At 61.6% G+C, this 14,926-nt stretch carries 16 protein-coding genes; 9 read left to right on the top strand and 7 right to left on the bottom strand.

The genetic code is table 11. The features are described from left to right. Positions 1-119: 119 nt before the first annotated feature. The 4 genes from VFE81_RS22665 to phnF form a co-directional block, all read right to left on the bottom strand. The gene (locus VFE81_RS22665) at positions 120-1,310 is read right to left on the bottom strand and encodes a M20 aminoacylase family protein (protein WP_325046732.1); all 1,191 of its coding nucleotides are present in this window, start codon (positions 1,308-1,310) and stop codon (positions 120-122) included. Positions 1,311-1,434: 124 nt separating this feature from the next. Beyond that, the gene (gene phnN / locus VFE81_RS22670) at positions 1,435-1,989 is read right to left on the bottom strand and encodes a phosphonate metabolism protein/1,5-bisphosphokinase (PRPP-forming) PhnN (protein ID WP_325046733.1); all 555 of its coding nucleotides are present in this window, start codon (positions 1,987-1,989) and stop codon (positions 1,435-1,437) included. Positions 1,990-1,996: 7 nt separating this feature from the next. Then, positions 1,997-2,713: a DUF1045 domain-containing protein gene (locus VFE81_RS22675; protein ID WP_325046734.1), complete on the bottom strand. Its 717-nt coding sequence runs from the start codon at positions 2,711-2,713 to the stop codon at positions 1,997-1,999. Beyond that, positions 2,710-3,468, bottom strand: a complete 759-nt coding sequence (gene phnF, locus VFE81_RS22680) for a phosphonate metabolism transcriptional regulator PhnF (protein ID WP_325046735.1) — start codon at positions 3,466-3,468, stop codon at positions 2,710-2,712. The genes VFE81_RS22675 and phnF overlap by 4 nt, the downstream gene beginning before the upstream one ends. A 181-nt stretch (positions 3,469-3,649) precedes the next feature. Here phnF and phnG point away from each other — a divergent pair, with 181 nt between their 5' ends. From phnG to VFE81_RS22715, 7 genes are all read left to right on the top strand, one after another. Then, entirely contained in the window at positions 3,650-4,135 is a 486-nt protein-coding gene (gene phnG, locus VFE81_RS22685; RefSeq protein ID WP_325046736.1) for a phosphonate C-P lyase system protein PhnG, read from the top strand. Then, positions 4,135-4,746 (top strand): phosphonate C-P lyase system protein PhnH, encoded by a 612-nt coding sequence (gene phnH / locus VFE81_RS22690; protein ID WP_325046737.1) that lies wholly within the window; start codon positions 4,135-4,137, stop codon positions 4,744-4,746. The genes phnG and phnH overlap by 1 nt, the downstream gene beginning before the upstream one ends. Further along, positions 4,746-5,903, top strand: coding sequence for a carbon-phosphorus lyase complex subunit PhnI (locus tag VFE81_RS22695; protein WP_325046738.1), 1,158 nt, complete (start codon positions 4,746-4,748; stop codon positions 5,901-5,903). The genes phnH and VFE81_RS22695 overlap by 1 nt, the downstream gene beginning before the upstream one ends. Next, positions 5,900-6,823 (top strand): alpha-D-ribose 1-methylphosphonate 5-phosphate C-P-lyase PhnJ, encoded by a 924-nt coding sequence (locus VFE81_RS22700; protein ID WP_325046739.1) that lies wholly within the window; start codon positions 5,900-5,902, stop codon positions 6,821-6,823. Before VFE81_RS22695 ends, VFE81_RS22700 begins: the two co-directional genes overlap by 4 nt. Then, complete coding sequence (phnK, locus tag VFE81_RS22705; RefSeq protein ID WP_325046740.1) at positions 6,820-7,590, top strand: phosphonate C-P lyase system protein PhnK; 771 nt, start codon at positions 6,820-6,822, stop codon at positions 7,588-7,590. Before VFE81_RS22700 ends, phnK begins: the two co-directional genes overlap by 4 nt. An 8-nt stretch (positions 7,591-7,598) precedes the next feature. After that, positions 7,599-8,366: a phosphonate C-P lyase system protein PhnL gene (phnL, locus tag VFE81_RS22710; protein WP_325046741.1), complete on the top strand. Its 768-nt coding sequence runs from the start codon at positions 7,599-7,601 to the stop codon at positions 8,364-8,366. 94 nt (positions 8,367-8,460) lie between these two features. Next, a complete protein-coding gene (locus VFE81_RS22715) occupies positions 8,461-9,594 on the top strand; it encodes an alpha-D-ribose 1-methylphosphonate 5-triphosphate diphosphatase (RefSeq protein WP_325046742.1) in 1,134 nt (377 codons plus the stop codon). 9 nt (positions 9,595-9,603) lie between these two features. Here VFE81_RS22715 and VFE81_RS22720 read toward each other — a convergent pair whose 3' ends face one another. After that, a complete protein-coding gene (locus tag VFE81_RS22720) occupies positions 9,604-9,894 on the bottom strand; it encodes a hypothetical protein (protein ID WP_325046743.1) in 291 nt (96 codons plus the stop codon). Between the two features lie 97 nt (positions 9,895-9,991). Here VFE81_RS22720 and VFE81_RS22725 point away from each other — a divergent pair, with 97 nt between their 5' ends. Then, a complete protein-coding gene (locus VFE81_RS22725; RefSeq protein ID WP_325046744.1) occupies positions 9,992-10,282 on the top strand; it encodes a glycosyltransferase in 291 nt (96 codons plus the stop codon). Positions 10,283-10,411: 129 nt separating this feature from the next. Here the strand turns inward: VFE81_RS22725 and VFE81_RS22730 are convergent, their stop codons facing one another. Together VFE81_RS22730 and VFE81_RS22735 are read right to left on the bottom strand one after the other, a co-directional pair. After that, entirely contained in the window at positions 10,412-12,229 is a 1,818-nt protein-coding gene (locus VFE81_RS22730; protein WP_325046745.1) for a GGDEF domain-containing protein, read from the bottom strand. Continuing rightward, the gene (locus VFE81_RS22735) at positions 12,229-13,377 is read right to left on the bottom strand and encodes an ABC transporter substrate-binding protein (RefSeq protein ID WP_325046746.1); all 1,149 of its coding nucleotides are present in this window, start codon (positions 13,375-13,377) and stop codon (positions 12,229-12,231) included. The genes VFE81_RS22730 and VFE81_RS22735 overlap by 1 nt, the downstream gene beginning before the upstream one ends. A gap of 702 nt (positions 13,378-14,079) precedes the next feature. On the opposite strand from VFE81_RS22735, the gene VFE81_RS22740 reads away from it, so the two are divergent. Continuing rightward, positions 14,080-14,862, top strand: a complete 783-nt coding sequence (locus tag VFE81_RS22740) for an ABC transporter substrate-binding protein (protein ID WP_325046747.1) — start codon at positions 14,080-14,082, stop codon at positions 14,860-14,862. Positions 14,863-14,926: the final 64 nt, after the last annotated feature.

A 14,926-nucleotide genomic window follows, 5' to 3' on the forward strand; every position in this document is an offset into this window, starting at 1 on the left:
GATCAATCAATCGATCGGCTTATCCGCTGTCTCTTTCAGCATCGACACCGCGATCAACGACAGCGACATCGGCAGCTCATTAGCTGCCTGAGTCACCTCGTTGGCTCATCTCTGCCTCCTCATTGCCCCAGATACCGCTCCACCAGCCGCGTCCAGAATGCCGCGCCGACCGGCAGATTACGGTCGTTGAAGTCGTAATGCGGGTTGTGCACCATGCAGCCGTCTTCGCCCGCACCGTTACCGATCCGCAGGAAAGTGCCGGGCCGTTTCTGCAGCATGAAGGCGAAATCTTCGCTCCCCATGAGGATGCCGGTCTGCTCGACCACTTTGTCGTCGCCAACCAGCTCGCGTGCCACCTGCACCGCGAAATCCGTTTCGACATCCGAATTGATCACCACCGGATAGCCTTCGATGTACTCCACCACCGCCTTGCCGCCATAGCTCGCGGCCTGGCTTTCGGCCAGTTCCGTAATGCGTTTTTTCAGCAACGTGCGCACTTCAGGGCTGAACGAACGCACGCTCAACTCAAGCTTCGCGCTGCTCGAAATCACGTTGTTCGCGGTGCCCGCATGCATCGAGCCGACCGTCACCACCGCCGGCTGCGACGGATCGACGTTACGCGCCACGATCGTCTGCAATGCCATCACAATGCTCGCCGCGACTACCACCGGATCGACCGTCAGATGCGGCCGTGCCGCATGACCGCCGACGCCTTCGATCGTGATGATCGCCTTGTCGCCCGCCGACATGAACGGCCCCTTGCGGAACAGCATCACGCCCGGTTCTTCGCCCGGATGGTTGTGCAGACCGAACACGGCGTCGCACGGGAAGCGCTCGAACAGGCCGTCGTTGATCATCTTCATCGCACCGCTGTCGATGCCGCTTTCTTCGGCCGGCTGGAAATACAGATGCACCGTGCCCGAGAAATTGCGCGTGGCGGCGAGGTGTTGCGCGGCGCCGAGCAGCATCGTCGTATGGCCGTCGTGACCGCATGCGTGCATCTTGCCGTGCGCGCCGCTCGCATACGGCAACCCGGTTTGTTCGATGATCGGCAGCGCGTCCATGTCGGCGCGAATGCCGATGCTGCGCGTGCCGTCGCCCACCTTCAGCGTGCCCACCACGCCGGTTTGACCGACCCCACGCGTGACCTGCCAGCCCCATTGCTCGAGCTTCTCAGCCACCAGGGCGCCGGTTTGCACTTCCTCGTAAGCGAGTTCCGGATGGTGATGGATGTGATGACGGATCTCGCGCAGGCTCTCGGCAGCAGGCACCAGATCGGACACTTCGGTAAAACGCACGGCTTCGCTCATCTATCGCTCCATGGGAATTCACGCCGCGTCACGCGGCAAACAGGCAAGCACTATAGCCACGCCATTTGTGTCGTGCTTGCAGGAAGCGACCAGGGAGCGGATGGCGGTGGCTGGCTAGCCAAGCTTATCGAACGTTGGCTTCCGCCTGCAAAAAAGCAATCAGTTCGTGCCCTGCATCTTCCAGCGCGCCAGAGTTATCGATCGTCATGCACCGAAGCCCTTCCGGCAGCGAAAACGGCGCCCGTCGTGCGAGCCGGGCCGCGACCTGTTCCGCCGACTCACGCGCCCGCGCACCGAGCCGTGCTTCGAGAATATGCGGCGCGGCGTCCACATGCACGACTTCCGTGCGAGGATAACGCGCCAACGTATGCTGCAAATGCTGACGCGAGCCGTTGATCACAACCGTGCAACCGCGTGCAAGCCACACATCGAGTTCGATACCGATGCCATAGCGCAGTGAGTGGCTCGACCATTCCAGCGCGAACAGACCGAGCACGGAACGCGCCGCGAATTCTTCGACGCTCAGTGCAATATGCTCTTCACCCTGGCCGCTCGGCCGTGTGATGTAGCGATGCGCAAACAGAATCGGCTCGCCCATCAGGCGGTGGCGCGCAAAACCCAGCAATGAATCTTTGCCCGCGCCGGACGGCCCCATTACATAAATCAAACGACCTGCCATTGTTATTTCACCTCGGGGTATGAAACGGCACGCGCTGCCACAGGACGAACGGCTCGCCGGGCGCGGGCTCGACAAAGAGCGCCGCGTGATCGATAGCAAGCGGCGCGAGCGCGGGTGTTTTCGACTGCCACCATGCAACCAGCGTCGCACGCTCATCAGCATTGGCGAGCGAGCTGGATAGCGTCATGTGAAAGCGGAATTCGTCGAAAACGTACGGATAACCCCATTCGATCAGCAATGCACGTTGCCGTTCGCTCAACGGCGCCGCGAGACGGCGCGCGAGGTCAGCGGCGGGCGGCTTGGCGCGCAATCCGTGGAGCGTCTGCAACGCACTTGATGCAACGTGACGAATGTTCGCCTCGCCATCCGGATCCGCAGGACGCAGTGCGACAAAATCGCCGAGCGTCGCGGCTTCGACAGATAGCGAGAATGGGTTTTGCGTGGCGGCCCATTCGCGCGTCGCTTCCAGCAGATCTTGTTGCGTAACGTTTTCAGCAAGGCGGAACGGTGCAACCAGCGTGCCGTGCCAACCATAGCGACGCGGTGCTTCGGTTAGATCGGCCAGCGGACGCGTCAAGTCTTCCGGTTGCGGCGACACGCATCGCTCGCCGCTTTCCGCGTCGCGCCCCAACCACGCCGAACCCGCCTGCCACCAGGCCGATTCCCGCGACGGCGCGTAATACACCGCGAAACGTGCCTCGGCCCCCCATGCCGCGCCGCTCATACGTCGTGCTCCACCAGCAACTGCACACGGTCCGCCGCGAAATGCGTAAAGCCGTATTTGATCGGCGTACCTTCCAGATCGACGTCGACGTTTTCGACCCACAACACCGGCTGCTGCCGGTTGATATTCAAACGCCGCGCTATTTCCGGCTCAGGCAACACACTGCCGATACGGCTCCACTTGCGCAAATAGTCGCTCACGCCCAGTTCAGCCATCGACCTGGTGATGCTGCCCGTGCGCTCCAACACCGCCGGCAAGTCCGTAAAACGCGCAGCCGGATACCAGTTGCGCGCGAACGTGAGCGGCACGCCATCCGATTCGTGCAGCGACTCGATCCGGTAGACCGACGCGCCCGCCCGCAGGCTGAGCGCCTTCGCGACATTCGGCTCGGCCTTCACGCGCGCGGCCGACAGCATCGTGCCCGCCGCCGCATGATGCTGCTGCCGCAAGTTTTCTGTAAACCGGGTGCGCCGGCCAATCGTATAGTCGATCGCGCCGGGCTGCACGAACGTGCCACGTCCCTGCTCGACGCTCACGAGGCCCAATGCGGCCAGACCGAGCATGGCGCGGCGCACGGTATGGCGGTTGACGTCGAAGCGTTTGGCCAGTTCGCCCTCGCTCGGCAAACGGCCTTCCTCGCCGAAGCCGCTCGCGGCGATTTCCGCCGCCAGAATCTGCTCGATCTGCCGCCAGACGGCAACGCCCGCGCCGCGTTCGAGCAGCGTGCCCGGCGTCGCGTTGTCGTTCAATGTCATGGTGCTGTCATTCCTCTGGGTTCAAATATTCGCTATGCCATGCATTGTAGTGTGCAAGCCGTGATGGAAATGTGAAACGGCGGCCAGGCACATCACCGCCGGGCAAGCATACCCCTAAACGTCTAGACGTTTAGATGAATAGATGGTCAAATGACCGCTCGCTGGATCAACAGGAATTTCGATGAGTGCCACTTCTGCCTCGCCTTCCTCCGCCACGCGGCGCGCATGGATGGCCGTGCTGGCCCGCACATCGCGCGCCGATCTCGAAGCCGCGCTGGAACGCGCGCTGCAAGGCGTCCCGCCCCCTGCTTACGACTGGCTGCGACCACCTGAAATCGGCCTCGCGATGGTGCGCGGCCGCGTCGGCGGCAGCGGCGACCCGTTCAATCTCGGCGAGGCCACCGTCACGCGCGCCACGTTGCGTTTGCGCGTCACGGGTGACGCAACCGCAACCGTCGGCGTTGCCTGCCATCTGGGCCGCGACCGCCGGCGCGCCGAACTGGCTGCTCTGGCAGATGCGCTGCTGCAAATGCCCGAACATCACACTGCCTTGCATCAGCAATTGATCGAGCCGTTTGATGCACAGCAAGTCGCTGAACGCGCGGAGCGCCGGCAGGATGCTGCGGCGACACGCGTCGAATTCTTTACGATGGTCAGAGGCGACTGATGGAAAACTCGCAGATTGCATTGTCTACCTTGACACCCGGTTTCGCGGACCCGGTCCACGACACCCAGGCGGTGTTCCGCACGTTGCTCGATGCGCTGTCGCGCCCGGGTACCGTGGGTGTCGTCGAAAACGGTTTGCCGGAAATGCGGGCCACGCGCGCCGAGTTCGCCGCATTCGCCGCACTGCTGACGCTGTGCGACTACGCCACGCCCGTGTGGCTCGCACAAGCGGACGCGGCACTGGGCTCGGCACTGCGCTTTCATACCGGCGCGCCGCTCGTCGACGAACCTGGCCAGGCCGCGTTCGCCTATATCCACGAGGCAAGCGCCATGCCGGCGCTGGAAAGCTTTGCCCTCGGCGAAGCGGAATCGCCGGAGCACTCGGTGACGTTGCTGATCCGCGTCGACGCACTGACGGGCGGCACGCCGGTCGTATTAAGCGGCCCCGGCATTCAGCACACCACGACGATCGCGCCGATCGGCCTGCCCGAGCACTTCTGGCGCGAACGCGCCGCCCTCGCACCGCTCTTTCCGTGCGGCATCGATTGTTATCTCGTCTGCGGCAGCACGTTGATCGGCCTGCCGCGCACAACTCAAGCGAAGGTGAACTGATGTACGTTGCCGTCAAGGGTGGAGAACGCGCAATCGAGGCGTCGTGGCGTCTGCTCGACAAGAGGCGCCGCGGCGATACGCGGCTGGCCGAACTCAGCGTCGCGCAGATTCGTGAGCAATTGCGCCTTGCCGTCGCCCGCGTGATGACCGAAGGCTCGGTGTACGACGAAGAACTCGCCGCGCTCGCGATCAAACAGGCCGCAGGCGATCTGGTCGAAGCGATCTTTCTGCTGCGTGCGTATCGCACTACGTTGCCGCGTTTTGGCTATACGCAGGCGATCGATACCGAAACCATGCAAGTGGAGCGCCGCATTTCCGCGACCTTCAAGGACGTGCCCGGCGGGCAGTTGCTCGGCGCGACTTACGATTACACGCAGCGTCTGCTGGATTTCGCGTTGCTCGCCGAAGGCGATGCCGGGACCGATGCGGCCTCAACGCCAGCTTCCATTCAAGCCGCTCAGTCCACAGCAGAGGCTATGCCGCGCGTGGTTACGCTGCTCAACAAGGAAGGTCTGATCGAGCAGGAACGCCCCACGCCGGAAGCGCCGGAACCTGGCGACCTCTCGCGTGAACCGCTCGCATTTCCCGCGAGCCGCGCCACGCGTTTGCAGAACCTCGCGCGCGGCGATGAAGGCTTTCTGCTCGCCATGGGCTACGCCACCCAACGCGGCTATGCGCACACGCACCCGTTCGCCGGCGAAATCCGCTTCGGCACGATCTCCGTTGAAATGGAACTCGACGAACTGGGCGAAGCCGTTGAAATCGGCGACATCGATATCACCGAATGCCAGATGATCAACCAGTTCGCCGGCAGCGGGGACGTGCCGCCTACTTTCACGCAAGGCTATGGCCTCGCGTTTGGACACTCCGAACGCAAAGCGATGGCAATGGCGCTGGTGGATCGCGCGTTGCGCGCTGAGGAACTCGGTGAAACGCTCGCCTCGCCGACGCAGGATATCGAATTCATGCTTTCGCATAGCGACAACGTCGAAGCCTCCGGCTTCGTTCAGCATCTGAAATTGCCTCACTACGTCGACTTCCAGTCCGAACTCGAACTCGTGCGACGCCTGCGGGCGCAACACGGCGCAGCAGGTAAAAATCAGGGCAACGATCAAGGCAAGGATCAGGATCACGATCAGCAGGAGCAAGCCGCATGAACGCGCCGGACACCTCTCTCACCACGCCTTCGTATGACAGCGCCGCGGACGGCTACAACTTCGCCTACCTCGACGAACAGACCAAGCGCATGCTGCGCCGCGCGTTGCTCAAGGCAGTCGCCGTGCCGGGCTATCAGGTGCCGTTCGGCTCGCGGGAAATGCCGTTGCCGTATGGTTGGGGCACCGGCGGCATTCAGGTGACCGCGGCGATCATCGGCAAGAACGATACGCTGAAGGTCATCGATCAGGGTTCCGACGAAACCACCAACGCGGTCAACATCCGCCGCTTCTTCGCGCGCACCACGGGCGTGGCGACCACGCGCCGCACGACGGAAGCGACGATCATCCAGACACGTCACCGGATTCCCGAAGCACCGCTCATCGATAAGCAGATTCTGGTCTATCAGGTGCCGATGCCCGAACCGTTATTCCGCCTGGAGCCGCGCGTCGCCGAATGCAAGAAGTTGCACGCACTGGCCGACTACGGGTTGATCAGTGTGAAGCTGTACGAGGACATCGTCCATCACGGCAGCATCGCCACGACGTACGACTACCCGGTGATCGTCAACAACCGCTATCTGAGTTCGCCGTCGCCGATTCCGAAGTTCGACAACCCGAAGATGCACATGAATCCCGCGCTGCAATTGTTCGGCGCCGGCCGCGAACGGCGCATTCACGCGATACCGCCGTACACCACCGTGCGCAGCCTCGACTTCGACGATCATCCGTTCGAAGTGCAAAAGTGGCAGCACGCGTGTGCGCTGTGCGGATCGACGGAAAGCTTCCTCGACGAAATGATTGTCGACGACGGCGGCAAGCGCATGTTCGTGTGCTCGGATAGCGACTATTGCCATGAACGCCGCGGCGATCAGGACCTCGAACTGCCGTCATACGAAGCACGCAAAGGAGAAACCGCATGACGCCGCTGTTGAGCGCCCGTTCGCTCACCAAACAATATGGCGGCCGCAACGGCTGCAGGAACGTCAGCTTCGATCTGTATCCGGGTGAAGTGCTGTGCATCGTCGGCGAATCCGGCTCGGGCAAGACCACGTTGTTGAATGCACTCGCGCTGAAAACAGAAACCGATAGCGGCTCGCTCCACTACACGGCCACGCATGGCGAAAAGCTCGATCTGCTCGCCTTATCCGAACCACGCCGACGTCTATTGATGCGCACCGAGTGGGGTTTTGTGCAGCAGAATCCGCGCGACGGCCTGCGCAGCGGCGTCTCTGCCGGCGCGAATATCGGCGAGCCTTTGATGGCCGTCGGTGCGCGCCACTACGGCGATATCCGCCACACCGCAACGCAGTGGATGGAACGCGTCGAACTCGACGCCACCCGCATCGACGAATTTCCAGCGGCGTTTTCCGGTGGCATGCAGCAGCGTTTGCAGATCGCGCGTAATCTCGTCACCGGTCCGCGCCTCGTCTTCATGGACGAGCCGACCGCCGGTCTCGACGTCTCCGTGCAGGCACGCCTGCTCGATTTGCTGCGCACGTTGACGTCCACGCTGCATCTGTCGGTGCTGATCGTCACGCATGATATCGGCGTGGCGCGGCTGCTTGCGCATCGCCTGATGGTCATGCAAGGCGGCGAAGTGGTCGAGGCCGGTCTGACGGACCAGGTGCTCGACGATCCACAGCATCCGTACACGCAAACGCTGGTTTCCTCGGTTCTGCCGGTTTGAGGCTCACAATGCGATCCATTGAAACAAGCAAGGAATCACACACCGCTGAACGCGCGTTCGTTGAGAACCACGCACTGATGCTAAGCGCGGTCGATATCGGCAAGACCTTCACGCTGCACGGCCAGGGTGGCGTCCAGATCGAAGCGCTCGCGGGCGTGTCGCTCGACGTCGAACGCGGCGAATGTGTCGTGCTGGTCGGGCCGTCAGGCGCCGGCAAGAGTACGCTGCTGCGCTGCTTGTATGGCAACTACCTGGCCAGCACAGGCTCGATTGCGATTCGCGACGCGGCGGCGGATGACGGGCAGCCGGTGTCGATCACCGGCGCCGAGCCGCACGACGTGCTGCGCCTGCGCCGCGGCGTGGTCGGCTACGTCAGCCAGTTTCTGCGCGTGATTCCACGCGTGCCGACGCTTACACTCGTCGCCGAACCGCTGCTGTCTCGTGGCGTGGCGGAAGACGAAGCCCGTGCACGTGCTGCGGCCCTGCTGGCGAGATTGAATGTACCCGAGCGGCTGTGGTCGCTCGCGCCCGCCACCTTCTCCGGCGGCGAGCAGCAGCGTGTGAACATCGCCCGTGGTTTGATCGCGGGGCATCCGGTGCTGCTGCTCGACGAGCCCACGGCCTCGCTCGACGCGGAGAACCGCGACGTGGTCGCCGATCTGATTGTCGAAGCACGCGAGCGTGGCGCGGCGATTGTCGGTATCTTTCATGACGAAGATACCCGCAACAAGGTCGCCACGCGCCGCCTTGAACTCCAGCCGCCGCTACGTCACTAATTGACACGAAACCGCACTAAACTGAACTGCTGAGCTGAAACACTGTGTCGAAGCACAGCGGTGTCGTACTCAAGACAGACTACGGAGCAAGTCGATGTTGATCAGGAACGCTCGCATCGTGACGCGAGACGAAGTATTTACCGGCATGCTGCGCGTCGAAGACGGCGTGATTCGCGACGTCGAGCGTGGCACGACCTCGGCGCGCGAAGCGGAAGATTGGGACGGCGACTATCTGTTGCCGGGTCTGATCGAACTGCACACGGACAACCTCGAGAAGCATCTGGCACCGCGTCCGGGCGTGCAATGGAATACCGACGCCGCCTTCGTGATCCACGACGCGCAAGTAGCGGCGGCCGGCATCACCACGGTATTCGACGCTCTCGCGATCGGCTCGCGCTCGAACGTAGGGCTGCGCGGCCGCGATCTGCAAACGCAATGCGCCGAATCCCTCACGCGCTTCTCCGAGCGCAAGCTGCTGCGCGCCGAACACTTTCTGCATCTGCGCTGCGAGATCGCCACCGCCGACGTGGTGGAGGTGTTCGATTCGTTGTGCGGGCATCCGTTGCTGCGGCTTGCCTCCGTGATGGATCACACGCCCGGCCAGCGTCAATGGCACGACCGCGAACAATGGCGCCGCTTCCAGGAGCGCAACGGCAAGCTGACTGACGAACACGTGGCGACCGCGCTGGCCGAACTGTCCGTCGAACAGGAACGTTACGCCGACGCGCACCGCCGCGAGATCGTTGCACGCTGCAACCGGCTCGGTATTCCGGTAGCGAGCCATGACGACACGCTGATCGAGCATGTCGAACAGGCCAAGGCCGAAGGCATCGTGCTAGCGGAATTCCCGACCACCCGCATCGCCGCAGAAACGGCACGCGAGCACGGTATTTCGACCATCATGGGGGCGCCGAATATCGTGCGCGGTGGCTCGCATTCCGGCAATGTGTCGGCGCTCGAACTGGCTAAGGCTGGCTTGCTCGATATCCTGTCGTCGGATTACGTGCCTTCCAGTTTGTTGACTGCCGTGTTCGAACTGGTCGGTAAGGCCGGCTGGACGCTGCCGCGCGCCATGGCGACGGTCTCCGCCGAGCCGGCCCGCACGGCGGGCTTGCATGACCGCGGCGCGATTGAAGCGGGTTTGCGCGCGGACTTCGTACGCGTCACGATGCTCGACACGTTGCCGGTGCCGCGCGCAACGTATCGCGCCGGGGTGCGGATCGTCTGACGATCGTGCTCAGGCCTCGCTGGGTGCGGGCAGCGGCGGTTCCACCGCGGCCCAGCGCGTCCAGCGAGGTGTGCGGTCAGGCGCTTCGACGCGAAGGGTGCGCGAGCCGTCACCGAATACGAGGGATTCGATAGTGAATGCGCTCCCCTCTTCAATGCCCGCTTCGCGCACGTGCCCGGATTGAAAGGTGAAACTAAGATTGCCTTCGCGCAACAAATCGAAGTAGGCGTCGAAATCAGTAGTTGATGAACGTGTAGCCCAACGATTCAGGAGAGTGGCGGCGATTTCGGCGTCGTACATTCTGCACCTCTCTGGACATAAGCCGTATCCCGACTATAGCTGAAAAGTAAGCTTCGTGCTGCACCGCACCAATGCCTGCTCACTACGCCCTCTTTCCATGACAGCTCGCGCCCTGCTCAGACGTCCTCCACGAATTTCCTGTGTCATTTGCGCCTATAACGAGGCGCCTCGCATCTGCGCGGTGCTGGCTGTGGCATGCGCCCACCCGTTGCTTGACGAAATCATCGTGGTGGACGACGGTTCGACCCACGGCACCGCTGAAGTAGTTGAAGGCGAAGTGTTTCCTGCGAATCTGGCCGACCTTCCCGAATTCAGAAAAACGCTTCGGCATGCATTGCAGTTGCTTCATAAAAACGGAGCGCGGGGCGCCATTGCCGCGTCGCAATGAATCCACGCATTTGGGATGCGAGTGCGGCCGGGCGAGTGCGGCCGACATAGCGGCGCTTGAAGCGTCGAAACGACACGTCGGCGTTTTTCATAGCTGCTCTTTATAGGCGCTTCTTTTAAAGGAAGCGCTTCAGGCAGTCGGCTCCGCCTCACGACCTTCCGTTGCGCCTTCGCTCGCCTGCTCCTGCTCCTGCTCCTGCTCCTGTTGCAGCTTCCGCGCCTCGAGCACATCCTGGTAGCGCATATACCCACACCGCCCCCCGGATTTAGCCGCATACATCGCCGCGTCGGCGTTGAGCAGAAGCTCCTCCACCGTGGCGCTGTCGTCCGGAAACTGGCTGATGCCGATGCTCGCGCCCACCGTCATACTTTGTCCGTCGATCAGCAGTTCTTCGTTCAACGCGCCCATGATCCGCGAGGCAATGCCCGGTGTTGCCTCCAGGGAACGCGGCCCCTCGATCAACACGATGAACTCGTCACCGCCGAGGCGCGCGGCGACATCTGCCGTGCAGAGCACCTGTTTCAGCCGCTGTGCCACCGCTGTAAGCACCTTGTCACCAATCGAATGGCCGAACTGGTCGTTGATCTGCTTGAAACGGTCGAGATCGACGAACAGCACGGCGAGCCCTTCCTCACGCCGCTTCGCTTCCTCGATCGCTGTCGCGAGCTTCTGCATGAACAACATACGGTTCGGCAGGCCGGTCAGCCCGTCGTGCGTGGCGAGATGCACCAGCTCGCGTTGCTTGTTATGCAGCACATCCATTTGCGACCTGATTTCGCGGCGCAAACGATCGAAGCAGCGCGCCAGTACGCCGATCTCGTCGGTACGTTTGAGCGGCATCGTTTCCATCGCGTGCTCGGCGAACAGATGCGTCGCGGCGTACGCGAGGATGTGCAAAGGCTTGGTCAGCGCGCGGGCAAACAGAATCGCGAGGCACAGCGCCAGCACGCTGAAGATCAATACCATGCGAATGATTCTGTTACCGAGCTGGGTGGCGCCGGACAATACATCCTCAAGCGGCTTGGCGAGGCCGAGCACGACAAAGCGGTTGCCCTCAGACGCGCCGAACGGCCTGCGCACGAAAGCGAGCACCTGACCGGCCGCCTGCCTCGGCCGCACAAGACCGTTCAGCAGAACTTCACTTGTTGACTGATCGAAGAGCGGCTTGGTGACGGAAAAGCTGTCCTGCATCAGAACGCGACGCCCCCTGTCGAAGCCGAACGTTTTCGAGGCATCCGGATGGACCAGGAAATCGCCCCATTCGTTGGCGAGATAGACCTGATAGTCGCTCGGCAAATCGCTTTGCAAACGTTTGAGCAGACCGGCAAGATCGATGTCAATAATTACGACACCCACCACGGCCCCACTCGCATCCGCCACGGGTGTGCCGAGCCGCAGCGTTGGCTTGCCCTCGGCGGCATGCGTACCGTACTCGTGGTTCACCGAGATCGGCGAGGTGTAAATACGTCCGGCCGGAAACGCGAGTGTGTCGAACACATACGCGAACTGGCCTTTTTCCTGCAAGCTGTTTCCCGCGACCCGCACCAGGCCGTCCCCTTCACGGTCGAAACGGATCAATTCGAGTCCGTAGTGCTTGCGGGTAATCAGGCGGATTTGCAGGTACTCGGGGTGGTGAATCATGAAGCTGGCATACACCTGCGCGAGCCGTTCGCGCGGCAGATTCGCGCCAACACCGCTGTCGGTCTGCGCGACACCCGCCGAAGACGGCAGGCTCGCGAGCACCAGCGCGTCGGCAGCGACATCGTTGATCGCAACGGAAAAGCGCTGGCCCAGCAGTTCCGTGGAAGTCAGCAGGCTGCGCTCGGCTTCGTTCACCAGCATCGTACGGTTGGCACGATACGCGTAATAACCGGTCGCGCCGGACGCGAGCACGCCGATGCACGCAAGCAGGATCGATAACTTGAATGTCAGACCGGGACGTATCATCAGAAGCGCTCCGACCTGTCACCGGACACGATCCTCTTCCACAGATCTTCGCGCCGCTGAATATCTTCCACCGGACCGATCCAGACGATGTGCGCGTTGTCGCTGTTTTCCGCCGGCGCCGTCAATGTATTGGCGAGCCCCTGACGTTGCGTCAACAATGCACTGACGTCCGGTTCGAGCATGTAATTGATCCACGCAAGCGCGAGCGGACGATCCTTTGCGGCACGTGTCATCGACCAGCAGTCCAGCCACGCAAGCGCCCCTTCGTCGGGAATCACATAGCCCACGTCCGCGCCGGCGCGGCGCAACGATTCAATCTGCTGGGTGCCATAGTTACCGAACATCAAGGCAACTTTGTGCTGGATGAAGAACGCGGTCGCTTCTTCCGGCAACTTGTAATAGGTCAGCAGGTTGCGGCGCAGATCGACCAGTTTGTGAGCGATCACGCGCATCTGCACGGCGTCGAGCTGGAAGGGATGGGGATATCCCAGCGCCAGCGCGGTGAACGAGAAATTATGCTGGGCACTATTGAAGTCGAGAACCTTGCCGCGGTAACGCGGGTTCCACAATTCGCGCATCGAGCGCGGCGCAACGGCGATCTGCTTGCGGTCATAGATCAGCCCCATCGACGAATACGTGAATGGAATGGCGTACACATTGCCTGCCGAGGTCAGCCCTTCGATCGACGACAGCGCCTGAAACCGCGGCAACTGTTTTTTCGTATTCGGCAAACTGGCCAGATCGAGCGGCGCCAGCAGATTCGCGCGGGTATAGCGTTCGATTTCGGCCGTATTGGCAGCGAGCACATCGAACGGCGGCGCACCCTGGACATGCATCCGCGCCCATAGCGCCTCGTCCGAATCGACCAACGTCACTTCGACCTTCGCGTGAAAGCGTGCTTCGAAAGTCTTGACGACGTCGGCGTCCGCATAACCGGGCCATGCCAGTACGCGCAAAACCTGGTCGGCGGCCATGACCGGTGCTGACGACAAAAGGCTACAGCAGAAAGCGGCGTTTATCAGTAGCGTCAAAAATCCGGAAAGCCCGCCGCAGCGCAGTGAACTCGCGCGTGCCGCTACAACTGCAATCCGGCGCCGTAACGATGGGTTGAAACAGCGCATTTCGTCGGCCATGGAAATCGTGTGCATATACAACACCGCTTAGCAGAAGGCCTTTACGACGAGCGCGGACAGGCGCGCGGCGTTTAACCGCGGGCGTAGTGCTCGATGACTTTGTTCAGACAGATATCAATACGCGCGCATGCTGCGATGGCGAGCGTGCGGAGCGTTGATAATAGCGCCAAGCAGACCATTTTTGGTTTCGGCCTCGCCTCAGTAGAGAAAAACGAACTATCCGGCGTGATTTAACAAATGGGCTCATCTGCATTTAACGGTAATTCTTGCGAAACCTTTAACTTACCGTCAGGCAATTGAAACAGGAACGCCTTAATAGTCTGAAATATGCCGTAGTAAATAGTGTTACTTTAAATACCGGTTTGCGGAACAACGCATTATGCGAAGTATCCGGGCAAGGTCAAACGGCCCCGCGGTCCCGCCATTAGCCAACTTCATTACGAGGTCTTTACAGGCCAACCCGCAGCGCACGCAATCAATGCAATACGCATGGAGGCGCCGTCGAATCTCGATCAGATTCAGGCTTTAGAAGCTATTCCCTTTCGCCATCCGGTGTTTCACTAGCTACTCAATCTTTTTGAACTGATAAGCTTGGCGCGCGCTGCTAGCCGCCCCGGCCGGCAGCTTCAACCCAAGCCCGGTCGTGAGTCGCGCCGGGCGTCCCGCAGCGGCACAACCGCATACGGGAGTATTTGAACTACACCGAGGAGTAAAACAGTGAAAAAACTGCTAGCGGCTTTGACGGTTGCTCTGCTTGCTACCGTCTCGATTGGCGCACACGCTAAAGACTGGTCGACTATCCGTTTCGGCGTTGACGCCAGCTATCCTCCGTTTGAGTCCAAGGGCTCGGACGGCAAGCTCGCGGGCTTCGACATCGACCTCGGCAATGAAATCTGCGCGCGCCTGAAGGCCAAGTGCGTGTGGGTCGAAAACGACTTTGACGGCATGATCCCTGCCCTGAAGGCGAAGAAGTTCGACGGCGTGCTGTCGTCGATGTCCATGACGCCGCAACGCGCTGAACAGATCGCCTTCTCGTCCAAGCTGTTCAACACGCCGACGCGCCTCGTCGCGAAGAAGGGTTCGGGCATCCTGCCGACGACCGATTCGCTCAAGGGCAAGACGGTTGGCGTCGAGCAAGGCACGATCCAGGAAACGTACGCTAAGACCTACTGGGAAGCGAAGGGCACGAAGGTCGTGCCATATCAGAACCAGGACCAGGTCTACGCCGACTTGCTGTCGGGCCGTCTGGACGCAGCGCTGCAAGACGCCGTGCAGGCTGAAATCGGCTTCCTGAAGACCCCGCGCGGTGCGGGCTTCGACTTCGTGGGCAAGAATCTGGACGATCCGAAGATCCTCGGCAACGGCGCGGGCATCGGCATGCGCAAGGAAGACACCGATCTGAAGGCGAAGGTCGACAAGGCGATCGCCGACATCATCAAGGACGGTACGTACAAGAAGCTCGAGAAGAAGTACTTCGACTTCGACGTGTACGGCAGCTAAGCCAGCCACGCGCGTCTGACGACGCGCTTGCCGGCTTGCAGGGAACGGGCTCCGCATCACGCGG

Source organism: Paraburkholderia sp., from assembly GCF_035656215.1.
Taxonomy (GTDB): Bacteria; Pseudomonadota; Gammaproteobacteria; order Burkholderiales; family Burkholderiaceae; genus Paraburkholderia.

Coding starts and splice junctions, on each gene's coding strand:
- VFE81_RS22665 (WP_325046732.1), bottom strand. CDS start 1,310: ATGAGCGAAGCCGTGCGTTTTACCGAAGTGTCCGATCTGGTGCCTGCT.
- phnN (WP_325046733.1), bottom strand. CDS start 1,989: ATGGCAGGTCGTTTGATTTATGTAATGGGGCCGTCCGGCGCGGGCAAA.
- VFE81_RS22675 (WP_325046734.1), bottom strand. CDS start 2,713: ATGAGCGGCGCGGCATGGGGGGCCGAGGCACGTTTCGCGGTGTATTAC.
- phnF (WP_325046735.1), bottom strand. CDS start 3,468: ATGACATTGAACGACAACGCGACGCCGGGCACGCTGCTCGAACGCGGC.
- phnG (WP_325046736.1), top strand. CDS start 3,650: ATGAGTGCCACTTCTGCCTCGCCTTCCTCCGCCACGCGGCGCGCATGG.
- phnH (WP_325046737.1), top strand. CDS start 4,135: ATGGAAAACTCGCAGATTGCATTGTCTACCTTGACACCCGGTTTCGCG.
- VFE81_RS22695 (WP_325046738.1), top strand. CDS start 4,746: ATGTACGTTGCCGTCAAGGGTGGAGAACGCGCAATCGAGGCGTCGTGG.
- VFE81_RS22700 (WP_325046739.1), top strand. CDS start 5,900: ATGAACGCGCCGGACACCTCTCTCACCACGCCTTCGTATGACAGCGCC.
- phnK (WP_325046740.1), top strand. CDS start 6,820: ATGACGCCGCTGTTGAGCGCCCGTTCGCTCACCAAACAATATGGCGGC.
- phnL (WP_325046741.1), top strand. CDS start 7,599: ATGCGATCCATTGAAACAAGCAAGGAATCACACACCGCTGAACGCGCG.
- VFE81_RS22715 (WP_325046742.1), top strand. CDS start 8,461: ATGTTGATCAGGAACGCTCGCATCGTGACGCGAGACGAAGTATTTACC.
- VFE81_RS22720 (WP_325046743.1), bottom strand. CDS start 9,894: ATGTACGACGCCGAAATCGCCGCCACTCTCCTGAATCGTTGGGCTACA.
- VFE81_RS22725 (WP_325046744.1), top strand. CDS start 9,992: ATGACAGCTCGCGCCCTGCTCAGACGTCCTCCACGAATTTCCTGTGTC.
- VFE81_RS22730 (WP_325046745.1), bottom strand. CDS start 12,229: ATGATACGTCCCGGTCTGACATTCAAGTTATCGATCCTGCTTGCGTGC.
- VFE81_RS22735 (WP_325046746.1), bottom strand. CDS start 13,377: ATGCACACGATTTCCATGGCCGACGAAATGCGCTGTTTCAACCCATCG.